The organism is Frankia sp. CgKIO3, from assembly GCF_977946435.1.
In genome coordinates this window covers 1-14,443 of record NZ_CDWTMO010000109.1, presented here as the reverse complement: position 1 = coordinate 14,443, position 14,443 = coordinate 1, and the positions used below count along the sequence as shown (strand labels likewise).

At 68.6% G+C, this 14,443-nt stretch carries 16 protein-coding genes and 1 pseudogene; 6 read left to right on the top strand and 11 right to left on the bottom strand.

Going from position 1 to position 14,443, the window contains the following annotated elements; translation table 11 throughout:
• Window positions 1–368: 368 nt before the first annotated feature.
• The 3 genes from AC08OJ_RS13245 to AC08OJ_RS13235 are packed head-to-tail and all read right to left on the bottom strand — an operon-like array spanning window position 369 to window position 3,346.
• The gene (locus AC08OJ_RS13245) at window positions 369–890 is read right to left on the bottom strand and encodes a hypothetical protein (protein WP_476595874.1); all 522 of its coding nucleotides are present in this window, start codon (window positions 888–890) and stop codon (window positions 369–371) included.
• 34 nt (window positions 891–924) lie between these two features.
• Window positions 925–3,171: a catalase/peroxidase HPI gene (gene katG, locus AC08OJ_RS13240; protein WP_476595873.1), complete on the bottom strand. Its 2,247-nt coding sequence runs from the start codon at window positions 3,169–3,171 to the stop codon at window positions 925–927.
• Window positions 3,172–3,196: 25 nt separating this feature from the next.
• A complete protein-coding gene (locus AC08OJ_RS13235; protein WP_476595872.1) occupies window positions 3,197–3,346 on the bottom strand; it encodes a hypothetical protein in 150 nt (49 codons plus the stop codon).
• A 64-nt stretch (window positions 3,347–3,410) separates the two neighbouring features.
• Between AC08OJ_RS13235 and AC08OJ_RS13230 the strand changes: the two genes are divergently transcribed.
• The 3 genes from AC08OJ_RS13230 to AC08OJ_RS13220 all read left to right on the top strand — a co-directional run bounded on the left by AC08OJ_RS13230 (window position 3,411) and on the right by AC08OJ_RS13220 (window position 5,026).
• A complete protein-coding gene (locus AC08OJ_RS13230) occupies window positions 3,411–4,355 on the top strand; it encodes a LysR substrate-binding domain-containing protein (protein WP_476593157.1) in 945 nt (314 codons plus the stop codon).
• Between the two features lie 174 nt (window positions 4,356–4,529).
• Entirely contained in the window at window positions 4,530–4,715 is a 186-nt protein-coding gene (locus AC08OJ_RS13225; protein WP_476593158.1) for a hypothetical protein, read from the top strand.
• Window positions 4,712–5,026, top strand: a complete 315-nt coding sequence (locus AC08OJ_RS13220; protein WP_476593159.1) for a hypothetical protein — start codon at window positions 4,712–4,714, stop codon at window positions 5,024–5,026. Before AC08OJ_RS13225 ends, AC08OJ_RS13220 begins: the two co-directional genes overlap by 4 nt.
• Here AC08OJ_RS13220 and AC08OJ_RS13215 read toward each other — a convergent pair.
• Window positions 5,005–5,268, bottom strand: coding sequence for a hypothetical protein (locus tag AC08OJ_RS13215; protein WP_476595871.1), 264 nt, complete (start codon window positions 5,266–5,268; stop codon window positions 5,005–5,007). The two genes, AC08OJ_RS13220 and AC08OJ_RS13215, sit on opposite strands and share 22 nt — an antisense overlap.
• Window positions 5,269–6,048: 780 nt before the next feature.
• Here AC08OJ_RS13215 and AC08OJ_RS13210 point away from each other — a divergent pair.
• Window positions 6,049–6,498, top strand: coding sequence for an Hsp20/alpha crystallin family protein (locus AC08OJ_RS13210; protein WP_476595870.1), 450 nt, complete (start codon window positions 6,049–6,051; stop codon window positions 6,496–6,498).
• A gap of 238 nt (window positions 6,499–6,736) precedes the next feature.
• Window positions 6,737–7,396: pseudogene (locus AC08OJ_RS13205) on the top strand (sulfotransferase family protein).
• Between the two features lie 148 nt (window positions 7,397–7,544).
• On the opposite strand, the gene AC08OJ_RS13200 reads toward AC08OJ_RS13205, so the two are convergent.
• The gene (locus AC08OJ_RS13200) at window positions 7,545–9,101 is read right to left on the bottom strand and encodes an FAD-dependent oxidoreductase (RefSeq protein WP_476595869.1); all 1,557 of its coding nucleotides are present in this window, start codon (window positions 9,099–9,101) and stop codon (window positions 7,545–7,547) included.
• A 417-nt stretch (window positions 9,102–9,518) separates the two neighbouring features.
• Between AC08OJ_RS13200 and AC08OJ_RS13195 the strand changes: the two genes are divergently transcribed.
• Complete coding sequence (locus AC08OJ_RS13195) at window positions 9,519–10,334, top strand: ferritin-like domain-containing protein (RefSeq protein ID WP_476593163.1); 816 nt, start codon at window positions 9,519–9,521, stop codon at window positions 10,332–10,334.
• 132 nt (window positions 10,335–10,466) lie between these two features.
• Here the strand turns inward: AC08OJ_RS13195 and AC08OJ_RS13190 are convergent, their stop codons facing one another.
• The 6 genes from AC08OJ_RS13190 to AC08OJ_RS13165 all read right to left on the bottom strand — a co-directional run.
• On the bottom strand, window positions 10,467–11,393 hold the full coding sequence (locus AC08OJ_RS13190; RefSeq protein ID WP_476593164.1) for an acyl-ACP desaturase: 927 nt from the start codon (window positions 11,391–11,393) through the stop codon (window positions 10,467–10,469).
• Window positions 11,394–11,424: 31 nt separating this feature from the next.
• Window positions 11,425–12,345 (bottom strand): SAM-dependent methyltransferase, encoded by a 921-nt coding sequence (locus AC08OJ_RS13185; protein WP_476595868.1) that lies wholly within the window; start codon window positions 12,343–12,345, stop codon window positions 11,425–11,427.
• Window positions 12,342–12,593 (bottom strand): acyl carrier protein, encoded by a 252-nt coding sequence (locus AC08OJ_RS13180; protein WP_476593166.1) that lies wholly within the window; start codon window positions 12,591–12,593, stop codon window positions 12,342–12,344. Before AC08OJ_RS13180 ends, AC08OJ_RS13185 begins: the two co-directional genes overlap by 4 nt.
• Window positions 12,594–12,809: a hypothetical protein gene (locus tag AC08OJ_RS13175; RefSeq protein ID WP_476595867.1), complete on the bottom strand. Its 216-nt coding sequence runs from the start codon at window positions 12,807–12,809 to the stop codon at window positions 12,594–12,596.
• A 23-nt stretch (window positions 12,810–12,832) separates the two neighbouring features.
• Window positions 12,833–13,273: a PaaI family thioesterase gene (locus tag AC08OJ_RS13170; RefSeq protein WP_476595866.1), complete on the bottom strand. Its 441-nt coding sequence runs from the start codon at window positions 13,271–13,273 to the stop codon at window positions 12,833–12,835.
• A gap of 91 nt (window positions 13,274–13,364) precedes the next feature.
• Window positions 13,365–14,443, bottom strand: a 1,079-nt coding sequence (locus AC08OJ_RS13165; protein WP_476595865.1) for an AMP-binding protein, incomplete at its 5' end; no start/stop codon positions are given.

Sequence of the window (14,443 nt, the reverse complement as noted above, 5' to 3'; positions counted from 1 at the left end):
ATCCGGCTCGTCGGCGTCTCGGTCGGATGCGTTAACGTCATGATCTCTTGATCCCCCTGATGATCGCGCTGTCCGGGACCTGGCATTCCCCCGACTCCGGACTGCAATGTTGGATGTGCGGTTAGTGGTCTTTGGTGCGGTCTGGCTACGAACCGTGCTTACAAAGTCGCATTGTGGCAGCAATAGGGGTGGCCCTCCGGTCCGGGGCGGCGAAGGACCACGTTGTATTCCGCATTCTGTTACGCAGAGTTAATAAAAATGTCGACCTGACCGACTCGGCTCAGGTGCGGGCGCGCTTGACCGGACTGCTGCGGTCCCCGCTCCGTCCAGTCCTCGAACGGGCGTTGACCAGCGCGTCCTCGAAGGGGTCAGCGGACGGTGATGCGCGAGACGAGGAAACGCGCGAGCACGCTCGGACGGGATCCCGCCGTTCCGATCTCGGAGTTGGCTACAGCGAGTTGTCGACTTACGCGTCGCACGGTGACCGCAGCCTCGGCCTCCGCGTCGAGGGGGAAGGAACGGACGAAGGTCACGTCCATCGACATCACCTGGGTGACCGATCTGGTGGGCAGTATCCGGCTGTGCGCCGAACCGTGGCGGTCGCCGGCCCAGGCCTGGGTATAGAGCAGCAGGGGAACGAGGGGATCGGATGCCGAGGGTTTCTCCCGTGCCTCGGGTGGGCGCGTGGGCCAGTCGCCAGGCGTGTCCAGATGCAGGCTGGCGGCGCGCACGCTATCGCTCTTCCCGAGCGCGGCGGCGGCGGTGAGGGAGATCTCGGCGAGTACGGCGAGTACGGCGAGTGCGCCGGTGGTGAGGCCGATGCTCGGTACGGGAACGGGGAGCTCGGGACCGGGGACCGAGGACGTCCAGGTTGGCCCGGCACGGGCCAACCTGGACGTCAGGATCGGGCGAGGTGAACCAGGATTAGACGAGGTCGAACCGGTCGAGGTTCATCACCTTGACCCACGCCGCGACAAAGTCGTGCACGAACTTCTCCCGCGCGTCGTCGCTCGCGTAGACCTCCGCGAGCGCGCGCAGCTCGGAGTTCGAACCGAAGACGAGGTCGGCGCGGCTGCCGGTCCACCTGACCTTGCCCGTGGCGGCATCGCGGCCCTCGAAGGTGTTCGCGTCCTCGGACGTCGCTTTCCACGTCGTGCCCAGCTCGAGCAGGTTGACGAAGAAGTCGTTCGTCAGCGACCCGGGAGTCGCGGTGAAGACGCCGAGCGGCGACTGCTGGTAGTTGGCACCCAGGACCCGCAAACCACCGACGAGGACCGTCAGCTCGGGGGCGCTCAGGGTCAGCTGGTTCGCCCGGTCGAGCAGAAGGTACTCAGCCGGCAGGCGGTGGCCCTTCCCGAGGTAGTTGCGGAACCCGTCCGCCGTCGGCTCGAGCACCGCGAACGACTCCACGTCGGTCTGCTCCTGCGACGCGTCGGTACGTCCCGGTGCGAAGGGGACCTCGACGTCGAAGCCGGCGTTCGCGGCGGCCCGCTCGACGGCAACACCACCGGCGAGCACGATCAGGTCGGCGAGCGAGACCTGCTTGCCGCTGGTCTGGGCGGCGTTGAAGGCCTCCTGGATCCCCGTCAGCGTGCGCAGGACCGCCGCCAGCTGGTCGGGGTCGTTGACCTCCCAACCGCGCTGCGGTTCGAGGCGGATGCGCGCACCGTTGGCGCCGCCGCGCTTGTCACCACCGCGGAACGTCGAGGCCGACGCCCACGCGGTGGAGACCAGCTGGGAGACCGACAGGCCCGAGGCGAGGATCTGACCTTTGAGAGTGGCGACGCCCGCGGCGTCGATGAGCTCGTGGGCCACCGCCGGGAGCGGGTCCTGCCACAGCAGCGTCTCGGTCGGGACCTCCGGGCCGAGGTAGCGCGCGACCGGCCCCAGGTCACGGTGCGTCAGCTTGAACCACGCCCGGGCGAACGCGTCCGCGAACGCGCTCGGGTTCTCCAGGAAGCGCCGCGAGATGGGCTCGTAGATCGGGTCGAACCGGAGGGCGAGGTCCGTCGTCAGCATCGTGGGGGCGTGGCTCTTCGATGCGTCGTGGGCGTCGGGGACGGTGCCGGCACCGGCACCGGCACCGGCACCGTCCTTGGGCTTCCACTGGTTCGCACCGGCGGGGCTCTTCGCCAGCTCCCACTCGTGGCCGAACAGGATCTCGAAGAAGCTGTTGTCCCAGTTCACCGGGGTGTTCGTCCACGCACCCTCAAGCCCGCTGGTGATCGTGTCCCCGCCCCTGCCGGTGCCGAAGGTGCTCGTCCAGCCGAAGCCCTGCTCCTCGAGGGGGGCGCCCTCGGGCTCCGGGCCGACATGCTCGTCCGGGTTGGCCGCGCCGTGGGTCTTGCCGAAGGTGTGGCCGCCGGCGATCAGGGCGACCGTCTCCTCGTCGTTCATCGCCATCCGGCGGAACGTCTCGCGGATGTCGCGTGCCGCGGCGATCGGGTCTGGGTTGCCGTTCGGGCCCTCCGGGTTGACGTAGATGAGACCCATCTGGACCGCGGCGAGGGGATTCTCGAGCTCCCGGTCGCCGGTGTAGCGCTCGTCGTCGAGCCAGGTGGTCTCGGGGCCCCAGTAGACGTCCTCGTCAGGCTCCCAGACGTCCACCCGGCCGCCGGCGAAGCCGAAGGTCTCGAAGCCCATCGACTCCAGGGCGACGTTGCCGGCGAGGATCATCAGGTCGGCCCACGAGATCTTCTGGCCGTACTTCTTCTTGACCGGCCACAGCAGGCGGCGAGCCTTGTCGAGGTTCGCGTTGTCCGGCCAGCTGTTAAGGGGAGCGAAACGCAGCTGGCCGGCACCCGCACCACCGCGGCCGTCGCTGATGCGGTAGGTGCCCGCGCTGTGCCACGCCATCCGGATGATGAACGGGCCGTAGTGACCGTAGTCGGCCGGCCACCAGGCCTGCGAGGTAGTCAGCACCTCCGCGATGTCCTGCTTCACGGCGGCGAGGTCGAGGGTCCTGAAGGCCTCGGCATAGGTGAACTCCCCGCCGAGGGGGTTGGCCACGGCGGGGTTCTTGGCGAGGATCTTCAGGTTGAGCTGGTTCGGCCACCAGCCGCGGTTTCCGCCGCCCTGGGTGGGGTGCGGGGCGCGACCGGGCGCGACTGGGCAGCCACCGCCGCTCTCCGCATTCATGTCGTACACGACTGCGTCATGGTTCTCGGACATGGGACCCTCCGGGCATAGACGGATATCAAGAGCGATCAGGAACGCGTGCGGTGGAACAGCCGTGACACCGGCCCCAGTAGATGGCCGCGGCCTCGGTGGCGGCCTCGTCGACGGCCTCGTTGATCGAGAAGCCGCGCAGGGATGACTTCACTGTCACAACTGTCACAACTGTCACACTGTCACGGTCGGCCACTCGGAAGAGAAATCGAAAAATTTCGCAACTTTGATAGCCTCAATCTATGGCTAGTCCGCAACCGACCCTGGCCCAGCTGCGCGCCCTCGTCGGGGTGGCCGATCACCGGCATTTCGGCCGCGCCGCGGCGGCCCTGCATGTCAGTCAGCCGACGCTGTCCAGCGCGGTGGCGGCGCTCGAGCGCACCCTGGGCGTCCAGCTCGTGGAACGCACCACCCGCAGCGTCCTGCTCACCGAACTCGGGGAGGAGATCGTCCGGCGGGCCCGGGGGGTGCTGGGCGCCGTCGACGACATCGGCGAACTGGCCATCCGGGCCCGGGAACCCCTGGTCGGTGACATTCGTCTCGGGGTCATCCCCACGGTGGCCCCCTACCTGCTCCCACGGCTGCTGCCGACGCTGCGGGAACGGTGGCCGCAGGCACGGCTGCGGCCGCGGGAGTCCCAGACGGCCACCCTGCTGGCGGAGCTGCGCGGCGGTGCGCTCGATCTCGCGCTGCTCGCTCTGCCCACCGATGAGCCGGGGACAGCCGAGATTCCGCTGTACGACGAGGACTTCGTCCTCGTCACCCCCGCGGATCACCCGCTGGCGGGTGGCGCCGCCGTGCCGGTCGCCGCCATCGGCGGGCAGGACCTGCTCCTGCTGGAGGACGGGCACTGCTTCCGGGCCCAGGCGCTCGAGGTCTGCCGGGAGGCGGGGGCACGGGAGCGTTCTACCCTGCGTGCGGCGAGCCTGTCGACGATCGTCCAGATGGTCGCCGGTGGCCTGGGGCTGACCCTCGTCCCCGCCGCCGCCGTCGGAGTCGAGGTCGGCGAGGGGCGGGGCTTGGCCGTTGCCACGTTCCGCCGGCCCGCGCCGCACCGGCGCGTCGGCCTGGCCTACCGCTCGACCTCGGCCTGCGTGACGGACTGGAACCTGCTCGCCGCCGAGGTGCGGGCCGCCCTGCCGGGGACGGGTCTCGCCCTCGCCCCGGTGCCGGCCGCGGCGGTCTGACGCGCGCCCTCGGCGGGCTCCGGTGAATGCAGCAGGCCGGCCGCGAGACCCACCGGTCGGGCGTCGCCGGCCGGCCGACCACGGACACACGGTTTCCCTCGCTCCGTGCTGGGCATCAAGCGAATCTTGCCGCCGAATGGGCAGGGGGATGATGGCCTGGCCACGGGCGCGAGTATGCGGGCCGCCATCCAGGCGTTGCGGCAACTGCAGCCGGCCCGGATCGTCGTCGCCGTGCCGGCGGCACCCTCTTCCACCTGCCGGGAGCTGACGGCGCTGGCGGACGAGGTGGTGTGCGACGACGCCGTCGCCGTTCTTCGCGGTCGGGCAGTCCTACTGGGATTTCACCCAGACCACCGATGAAACAGGTGCGCGGTCTGCTGCGCGCGGCGGCGACGTCCCGGCTTCCCGCGGGAACCGTGGTGTACCGCCCGGACGCGGCCGTCGTCCGATCCGAGATGGTGCCGGTCCAGGACGGCGTTCCGGCCGGCGACAGGCTGTTCGATCTGGTTGGTGACGCCAGCCTGGTGTTGATCGGCGAGGCGTCGCACGGCACCCACGAGTGCTACGCCGCCCGCGCCGCGATGACCCGGCGGCTGATCGAGGAGAAGGGGTTCTGCGCGGTGGCGGCGAAGGCGGACTGGCCGGACGCCTACCAGCGGATTGCTGGCTGACGGCCGCGAGCATATCGTGCTGTTCCTGCTCCAGGATGCCGGTCCAGCCATGCCAACAGGGCGCGTTGACCCCCCAGGTGAGCGATGATCCGCGACAACGTGGCCTCGAGCGGGTGGGGCAGGTTCCAGTGGAACGCCAGGAGACGCGCCAGCTGCTCGGCAAGGGTCGCTTCCTCCCGTGGATCGAGATCGCCGGTTGCGAACTTGTCGACCAGCGAGCTGTCCAGTTCGAAGGCGGTCATCGGATATCCCCTCCTCCCGGCCTGTTCGAGGGTTGGCCCGACCATCCGGCCCGGCCTCCATCACGGCGCCCGTAGATCAACGGGGCGAGTCGGGAATCCGGCATCGAGCGGCTGTACCGGCCGTCTCGCCCGGGCCGTGTCCACGGCGGTGACCATCTCGGCTGGGACACCCGCGCCGGCTGCCTCATGCCCACTGCCGCCCTTGTCATCCACCCGATTAACACAAATCTCAACTGATCGCAAAAATGCTGCTGCCGCACTCGCCAGCAAGTCGAGGTCTGCGCCGGCACGAGGAAGATGGGTAGAATGCAACGGCCATTCCCGGTATGCCGTGATGCCCGCACCGTCGCCACCGTCGCCTGGCTGTGGTTTCCTGCGGGCGGAGCTGGGTAGAAGGACTTTGGGCCCATTGTCCGTCAGCGGGCAGGGCCAATCTCCCGCCGGCTCGCCTTGATGAGGAAAACTGATTCGAGGGGATGGCGGGACCGCCTTGCTTCGCGGCCTCCGTATCTGCCCGGGTGCTGCGTGCCCGGGCGGTGGCCGTCCCGGAGAGGCCGCGCCGGTCGTTCACCGTCCCGGCGGTTGCGGAACAGCCCCGGAGTGGTGGCCAGTATTTCCCGCTGCGGCTGATTTACCCGCCGACGACCGGGTAGACGGCGGTGGAAGTATTTTGCCGACAATGGCTGATTGCGTCGTCGAATCGAATGATGTCGAAATGATGCTGACGAGTGGAGAAATCTCATGGCATTTCCGGTGCGAAGCAGCCAACGTCCGGCCCCGGTGATCAGGTGGGATCCGTTCCGGGAGATCGAGGACGCCTGGACCCGGATGGGAAGCCTGCTCGGCGACGTCGTCGGTGGTGCGGAAGGCCGACCGGTTGGACTGTTGGCCGCCGTCGTCGTCCCGGTCGACATCGAGGAGACCGACGACGCCTACATCGTCGAACTCGAGCTCCCCGGGGTACGCCGCCGCGATGTCTCGATCGACCTGCAGGATAACGAGCTTTGGGTCACCGGTGAGATCAAGGAGCGGGAACGGAAGGGTGTGCTACGCCGTCAGACCCGCCGGGTGGGCAGGTTCGAACATCGCATCGTGCTGCCGGGTGAGGTGGACCCGGAGTCGGTCAGCGCGACGCTGGACAACGGGGTGCTGACGATCCGGCTCGCCAAGTCCAGGAAGAGTCAGCCCAGGCACATCGAGGTCACCGGCGGCAGTGACGGCGGCAGCTGACCCGGCGGCGGGGCCGCTGTCCGCGTGTCCGCTATCGCCAGCGGTGCCGTGCCCGCCCGGCCGCGGCGCCGTGGTGAATCCTGAATCTTCCATAAAACTACACCGGGCAACCGGGTGCGGATAGTTACGGCACTTATAACTTCATAATCCCTACCAAGATAATAGATTATCAAAATTCCCTCTGGACTCGCAACGAAGTGGTCGTTAATATTGCATCCGTTGTCTTTCGAGGAGGGGTATGACCAACATCATTGGTGCGGGCTTCGGGCGTACCGGAACGCTTTCGCTCAAGTTGGCCCTCGAACAGCTCGGTTACGGCCCTTGTCATCACATGGACGAGGTCCTCGCGCACCGGGAGACTATCGCTGCATGGACGAGTGCCGCCGAAGGTGCTCCTGCGGACTGGGACTCGCTGTATGGCCAGTACAGATCGACAGTCGATTGGCCGGGTGCCCGGTTCTGGCGGGAGCTCGCCGCCCACTACCCGTCGGCTCGAATGATTCTTACGGTTCGCGACCCGGAAAAATGATATGACAGTGCGCGGAACACATTGTTCCAAGCGATATCGAACCGACCGGCGAGAATGAGCGCGGAAGCCATGCGCGTGATCACCATGATGAATCTGGTGGTGTGGGACGGTGTCTTCAAGGGGCGTTTCGCGGACAAGGAATACGCCCTACAGGTCTTCGCGGAGCACAATGCCGCGGTGCAACGCGAGATCTCAGCCGACCGTCTGTTGGTATTCGACATCGCCCAGGGGTGGGGTCCCCTGTGCGACTTCCTCGGTGTGCCGGTTCCGGGGGAACAGTTCCCCCGGCTGAACAATCGAGAAGCCTACGCGGCGAAACACCATGAACGTGTCGCCGCGGCCATGAGCGCGAGTGCTGTCCACCCGTGAACCCCGCCCAGCCCAGTAGCTGAGGCGGGGATTCCCGGCCCGGGACCCGTAGCACCCTCCCTTCGGAGCTGATCCGGGTTCCGGCTGGGCAACGCATCCCACGCCGTCGACGCGGATCGGTGCCCGCGAGAGCCCCGAACGGATCTGGTCATCTTCGGTGACCAGATCCGTTCGGGGTCGGGCTCCGGTCCGCCGCGGGGGAGCGGCGGGCGCGTAGCACCCGGGTGAGGACGTCCGGTCGCAGCAGTGCCGATGGCGGTTCGACCAGATTGATGATCCGCATGAACACCCGGGCCACCACCGGGTCGGTGTGCGCGGCGGCGTGCACGTGGGGCAGGTAGGCGTTGACCAGCCTGATCCGCGGGGTGCGCCGTCCCTGCACCTGTGGGTATCCTAGATCATTTCCGGTGGCCAGGGACCAGGCCAGGTCGGCGGGAACGGCCGCGGCGGTGAAGAACCGCCGGGGTAGATCGGTGCCGGTGCGGGCGGAGGCGTCGGTGCGGGCGGAGGTGCCGGTGCGGGCGGCGGGTGGGCCGAGCGCGTCCGGCGTATCCCGCAGGGCGTCCCGCAGCGCCAGCGCCTGCTGGGCCGCGACCGTCATCCCTTGGGCGTACAGCGGGTTGAGGGTGCACACCGCGTCCCCGAGGGCGACGAAGCCGGCGCTGGGCTCGCGCAGGCGTGCGTACGGGCGTCGCACCGATCCGCGGAAGCGGTAGGGGATCGGGTCCCCGAGCGGCTCGGCGTCGGCGATGAACCGGGCGATGTCGGGAGCGGGCAGGGTCGCCGCGAAGCGGGCGAACCCGTCCGGGTCGGTGGGCGGATGCTCGCCGAGCATGCCGGCCAGGGTGACGATCCACCGATCGTCCTCCTGCGCGACGGCGCCACCGCCGCGCAGCCCGGGAATCGTCGAGATGATAACCGCGCGTTGGCCGTCGAGGTCGCTCGCGCGTCGCCGGTAGACGCGGGAGGTGTAGCCGAGGTCGACGTCGACCTGCTCCCGCACGGGCACGGGCAGCCCGTGCGCGGCGAGCCAGTCCGCTGCCCGGGAGCCGCGGCCGGTCGCATCGACGACCAGATCCGCCTCGATGACCTCGCCGCCGTCGAGGTGCGCATCCGCAGGGCGTACCCCGTCAGGCCGGGTGCTGCTGTCGGGCCGGGTGCTGGAGCCGTTGACTCGGGCGTCGTCTGGCCGCGGGCCGCCATCGAGGCGTTCGACCCGGACCCCGACGATCCGGCCGGGTTCGCCCGGGCCGGGCCGCGCCACCAGCCCAACGGCGCGCACCCGCTGCAGCAGGCGGACCTGGGAACGAGCGAGTATGGCCTCCCGCAGCACGCCCTCCAGCAGCGGCCGGCTTGCCAGCAGGGAGGTGAGCCCGGTGTCGGTGGGGTACAACCGCAGCCCGCGGACGTACCACCGGGTCTCGACGAGCATGTGGGCGCGGGGCGCACCGTGGCCGGTCACGGTGTCGGTGAACCCGGGGAACAGCTCCTCCAGGCACAACCGGCCTCGTTCGGTGAGGGCGTGCAGGTGGGATCCCTGCGCCACGCCGCGGCGAGTACCCTCGGTGGTGAGGTCATCTCGTTCGATGATCGTCACCCGGTCGAAGAACTCGGCCGTCACCCGGGCCGCGAGGAGTCCGGCCATCCCGGCGCCGAGGACGACAGCGTGCCCGCGGGTACCGCGGGGCGACAGGGAGTCCTGCAAGGCCGCGGAAGCTGACGTCCGGCTTGCCTTGGAGGCTGTCACTGAGCGGTTCCAGGCAGCTCCAGCTTCTTGACCCGCGTCAGCAGCGTGCGCAGCAGGTGTCACATGAACTCCCTCTTACCCGGCCTCTCGCGCGGTTTTCGTGCGGTTCATGGAGCAGGTGCATGGAGCAGGTTCATGGAGCCAGAGCAGCCATGGGTATTGTCGGCCCGCCGGATCGACTCGTGGGTTAATCTTCCCGGAATCCTGGGCGAGAACATCATAAAAATCCAGGGACTTTGTCGTGGGTACGATAGCCTGTTCCCATCGATCGATGGGATGATGCAATGACCGGCCGCCGATATTGTCAAACTAATTGTGGTGAAATAGAAACTAGTCTGCACAGGTCGACGGGACCGGGCCAGGGGAGATTCCAGCATGGCGACCTCCGACACCATCGAGAACGCGCACAGCTTCGACGTATTCCAGCACTATGAGCGGCTGCAGTGGAAGCTGGTCGACCTGCCGTTGGATGAGATCCGCAGGGATCTCATCCAGCCCGAGTACATCGCGCTGGTCAAGGGCGCGGTCATGGGCGAGGCCACCTCCATCGCAGCGGTGCACGGCTTTCTCAACGAGTTCATCGACGATTACGACTGCTCTGCCTTCGTGAACATCTGGGGCTACCAGGAGCTCCAGCACCACTACGCCTTCCGGGCGTGGCTGCAGGCGGTGAACGCCCAGATCGACCAGCGCCGGATCGAGGCGTTGCGCGAGCCCTACGTACCGGGTACCACGCCCAGCGCCACTCTGATCACCAACGTCATCTCGGAGATGACGGTGAACACGGTCTACCGGACGATGTCGGAATGGGTGCGCGAGCCGGTGCTGGCGGACCTCATGCTGCGCGCCAGCCGGGACGAAGCCGGTCATGCTCGGGAGCTCATGTACTTCGCGAAGCGCCGGCTGGAGCGGAATCCGCACGAGCTTGTATCCGTGTTGGAGACGTTCCACTTCTACATGTCGAACAATCGGATCAAGCATCCGGTGGGGGAATTCAAGCATCGCCTGCTCGAAGACCTTCAGGGCCACGAGACCATTGACACCGCGTTCGAGGTGTTCTTGCAGGTTTCCGATCCGGATACGCTGGAACAGCTCCAGATGAAGATCCGCAAGGCGCTCGGCAGTGTTCTGGGCCGGGAGTTCAACCGGAACTCCGACATCCGGCAGGCGCTGGTGGAGGCGATGCCCTGACCGCTTCGGCGGCCGAGTTGTGGGGACCTGAGCACGGTCCAGGGATCGCAGACCGTGCTCAGGCCCCCCCACATTCACCGGCCGCCGCTTCGTAGGACGGGCCACTGCTGCCGTGTTGGTCCTGGCAGAGTCCTACGGGGTGTCCAGGGTCGTCGACCGGCAGGCGTCGACGAAGCGGACCAGTTCGTCGACCTTGTCGGTGCGGACGTCGACCGCCCGGTTGACCACCCGGATGAGGTGCGGGTAAGCGTCGGTGTGATCGTAGCGGGCAGTCTCGGCGATCCGCAGGGCCCAGCGCCAGTAACTCCGAATCGTGTCGGCTAGTGGCATCCGGAAGTGCGCGATAGCCTCCCGGATCGGCTCGACGACGGCGTCGCCGTGGCGGCGCAGGTACCGTTCCACGATGTCGGCCATGAAGGTGAAGTGCCGGGCCTCGTCCTTGGCGAGCCGGTTCAGCAGATCGGCCAACACCGGATCGCCGACGACCGCCCGCAGCTGCTGGTAGTACAGCTGGGTCGCCTTCTCTTGGACCAGGGCATAGGCGAACAGCGAGACCGCGTGGTCGTGCGGCAGTTCGAAGTGCTTGCGCCCCTCGGCCGCCAGTTCCCGCCGCAGCTCGTCGGGATCGGCGATGCCGGCGGCGACCTGGTAGCGGAACAGCGCCCGGGCGTGGCTGTCCTCCTCCTGCGCCCAACGCACGGTGAAGTGGTAGAGCTCCCGGTTGTGCACGAAGGTCTCGACGTCGACGTCGGGGTTCAGCGGGAAGGCCTGCTCGTACACGCCGAAGTAGCCGGGCAGGTGGTCCTCGATCAACGTGATGAACCGGACCGCGGAGCGCTGTCCCTCGGTGAGCCGATCGGCGTCGGCGTTCTCCCAGGCGAACGTCGATTCGACGTTGAAGCGGCGGGTGGTGGAGCCCGCCTGGTGGAAGGCGATGACGGCCGCCTCGACCTCGGCGGGAGGAAGCAGCGGCGCCAGGGCCGGGCGTGCGGGGGCTCGCGGCGGTTCGACGCCGCGGGCCTGGCCGAACGCCGGCCGGAGAATGTCGGATGCCGTCATGATGTGGATCCCGTTCCTCTCTCGGCGGCGGTCAGCGTGCCTTGCGGCACACCAGCGCGTAGTGCTTGGTGGTGTAGCCCCAGCCGGCGTTCGCGACCTCCAGATAGCGGCGCAGCGTCGCGGCCGTTCCCGGGCGGATCGCGTCGATCCGCTCCGCGGCCGCGTCGACGTTCACCAGCCAGTCGTCGATGGTGCGCCGGTAGTCGTCGGTGAGATCGTCTAGGCTTGCCAGGGAGAAACCGGCGTCCTCGGCACCGGTGACGAGGTCGGACAGCGGCCGCATGTCCCCCCAGCCGAAGATCGATGCGCGGACGAACTCGGTCCCTTCCCGATGGTCGAACGCCCCCCGGGTGGCCGCGTTGCGAAAGCAGCTTTCCGACACGTACAGCCGTCCGTCGCGGCGCAGCAGCGCCCGGGCCCGCCGGAACACGACATCGAGGTCGGGCATGTGCACGATCGAGCCGAGCATTGTCACTGCGTCGAAACTCCCCGAGGGCAACTCGACCGTCTCGAAGTGGCCCTGGACCGTGGTGACGCGGTCGCTCACGCTGAGTTCGGCAGCTCGCTGCGCGATGTAGGCGTGCTGTCGCCCCGCGGGGGAGACCCCGACGACCTCGGCTTCGTACTCGACCGCCATGAACAGCGTCAGCGAACCCCAGCCGCATCCGATGTCGAGGACGCGACCACCGCGGCGCAGGCCGAGCCGATCGGCGACGAAGTGGAGCTTGGCGATCTGCGTCTGCTCGAGGGTGTCGTGCTCCGTGCGGTAAAGACCCGAGCTGTATTTGCGCAGGGGATCGAGGAACAGGCCGAAGACCTCGGGCGGCAGGTCGTAGTGCTGATTGGTGTCGCTCGTCGTAGGTTCGGTGCCCGTCGTGGGCCCGGTGGCCGTCGTGGGCCCGGCGGCGAGGCCCACCGCAGCCTCCGGTGCGGTGGTGACGGGCGAGTTCATGTGGCCTGCACCTGCAGCGCCGCCTGGACGACGTCGGCGACGGTGACCGCCGAGAAGACGTCCTCGTCCTCGAGCTCGACGTCGTACTCGCGTTCTACCCGGGCGATCATCCGGAGCACCTTCACCGAGTCCGCGCCCTCCACGGAGCGCAGATCGGCGTCCGCAGCCAGGTCCTCGACCGGGATGCCGAGCTCACGAGCGACGATGGCGGTGACGGTGGTGACGATCTCCGCATACGACACTGACATTCAGTGCTCCTCTGAGGTGGGGAGGCCGGCGGCGGTGGACCCGGTGGCCGGTGGTCTGGTGAGCGTCGCCGCCAGTGCCTGCGCGACACGGTCGGCCTCGGTCGGATTCAGCATCATCCGGTCCCGGGCGGTGTCCATCGGGGTCGGGCGGTGGGTTGCGCTTGCGGTCGCGAGCAGCGTCCCGGCATCGTCGAGGATCTCGGCCTCGGCGTGCACCAGCCCGTTTGCTCTGCCGCCGTTTACGCCGCTGTTCGCTCCGCCGACCGTGCCGCGTCCCCGCGGCCGGGGGTACCATCCGGGACGCCGTGCAGCCGGGCGACGCAGCGGTACTCGGCGCCGACGCTCAGCGGGGCGAGGTAGCGCACCCGCAGCGCGGTGGTGAACGCGGTGAGCCCGACCTGCAGCACGATCAGATTGCCCATCGTCTCATCGACGATCACTCCGATGAGGCCACCGTGCACGACGCCGGGATAAGACTCGTGCCGGCGTTCGAATCGGAAACGGGTCGAGATGCCGTCGGCGTGGGCGGAGAAGCGTAGTTGCAGCCCGTGCGGATTGTGCGGCGAGCAGCCGAAACACCGATAGTCCGCGAGCACGGACCACGGCACGCTCAGGTAGTCCTCCGGATCGTCGGCTTCCCGCGGGCCGTCAGGGCTCGGCGTCATCAGGTGGCTGTGCATCGGGCTCCCTGGTCGATAGGCGCGGAACGCGCGGCTGGTCGATGGGCGCGGAACGCGCTGGGCGTGCGGAATCGGAGGCGGGGCTTGCGGGTCAGAGCACGCCGCGCCCGACCAGGTCGCGTACCGCCAGCCGTTGGAATTTGCCGCTGGAGGTACGGGGCAGCGCGCCGGGCCCGACCAGACGCACCGTCACCGTGGATAGCCCCAGCGCCGCAGTTGCCGCCATCCGCAGGTCGGTCGCGAGTCGGGCTCGGTCCGCGGGCTCGGTCAGCGCGGTCTCGCCGACCACCGTGACGCCGCCGGCAGCCTTCGCTCCGGTGGCGTCCGGGGGGCTGTCGGCGGCGTCTGGCTGGTCGGGGGAGCCGAAGGCGACGACGCGACGTCGGTGCACGCCCGGAAGGTCACGCACCGCCGCTTCGGCGTCCTCGGGGTAGTAGTTCATGCCGCGTATAATGATCATTTCCTTGTCTCGGCCGGTCACGAACAGATCGTTGCCGCGCTGGAAGCCGAGGTCGCCGGTGCGCAGCCAGCCGTCCGCGGTGAAGCCCCTGGTCGTCAGGCCCCCCGCGGTGAGGTAGCCCGAGGTGACCGAACCACCCCGGATCTGGATCTCGCCCACCCGCAGGCTCGGCGCCAGACCGTCGCCGAGCGGATCGGCCAGGACGTCACCGTGCAGGTCGGCGATGCGAATCCGGATGTCGCGGACCGGCCGGCCGACGGCGACCAGCCCCTTGGCGCGCGGATGCTCGCGCGGGACCTCCGTCACGATTCCCTCGGCGGCGAGTCGGTCCCGGTCGACCCAGGTGACCACGGGGGCGCGGCCCAGCGGCGGGAAGGCCACGGCCAGGGTGGCCTCGGCCATCCCGTACACGGGGAACATCGCCGTGGGGGCGAACCCGGCCGGCGCGAAGTGGTCGAGGAAGCGCTCAACGCCGACCGCGGAGACCGGCTCGGCTCCGTTCAGCGCGACGCGCCACCGGCGTATGTCCAGCCCGGGTACCTCGTCCGGGTCGATCGCCCGGACGAGGTCGTCGTAGGCGAAGTTTGGCGCCGGCGAGATCGTGGCGCCGCTGGCGAGGAACGAGCGCAGCCAGCCGGCGGGGTCACGGACGAAGTCCGCCGGGGACCAGACGGTCATCGGGATGCCGGTCATGATCGCACTGAGGAATC

Coding starts and splice junctions, on each gene's coding strand:
- AC08OJ_RS13185 (WP_476595868.1), bottom strand. CDS start 12,345: ATGAACTCGCCCGTCACCACCGCACCGGAGGCTGCGGTGGGCCTCGCC.
- katG (WP_476595873.1), bottom strand. CDS start 3,171: ATGTCCGAGAACCATGACGCAGTCGTGTACGACATGAATGCGGAGAGC.
- AC08OJ_RS13180 (WP_476593166.1), bottom strand. CDS start 12,593: ATGTCAGTGTCGTATGCGGAGATCGTCACCACCGTCACCGCCATCGTC.
- AC08OJ_RS13190 (WP_476593164.1), bottom strand. CDS start 11,393: ATGACGGCATCCGACATTCTCCGGCCGGCGTTCGGCCAGGCCCGCGGC.
- AC08OJ_RS13230 (WP_476593157.1), top strand. CDS start 3,411: ATGGCTAGTCCGCAACCGACCCTGGCCCAGCTGCGCGCCCTCGTCGGG.
- AC08OJ_RS13195 (WP_476593163.1), top strand. CDS start 9,519: ATGGCGACCTCCGACACCATCGAGAACGCGCACAGCTTCGACGTATTC.
- AC08OJ_RS13170 (WP_476595866.1), bottom strand. CDS start 13,273: ATGCACAGCCACCTGATGACGCCGAGCCCTGACGGCCCGCGGGAAGCC.
- AC08OJ_RS13215 (WP_476595871.1), bottom strand. CDS start 5,268: ATGACCGCCTTCGAACTGGACAGCTCGCTGGTCGACAAGTTCGCAACC.
- AC08OJ_RS13225 (WP_476593158.1), top strand. CDS start 4,530: ATGCGGGCCGCCATCCAGGCGTTGCGGCAACTGCAGCCGGCCCGGATC.
- AC08OJ_RS13220 (WP_476593159.1), top strand. CDS start 4,712: ATGAAACAGGTGCGCGGTCTGCTGCGCGCGGCGGCGACGTCCCGGCTT.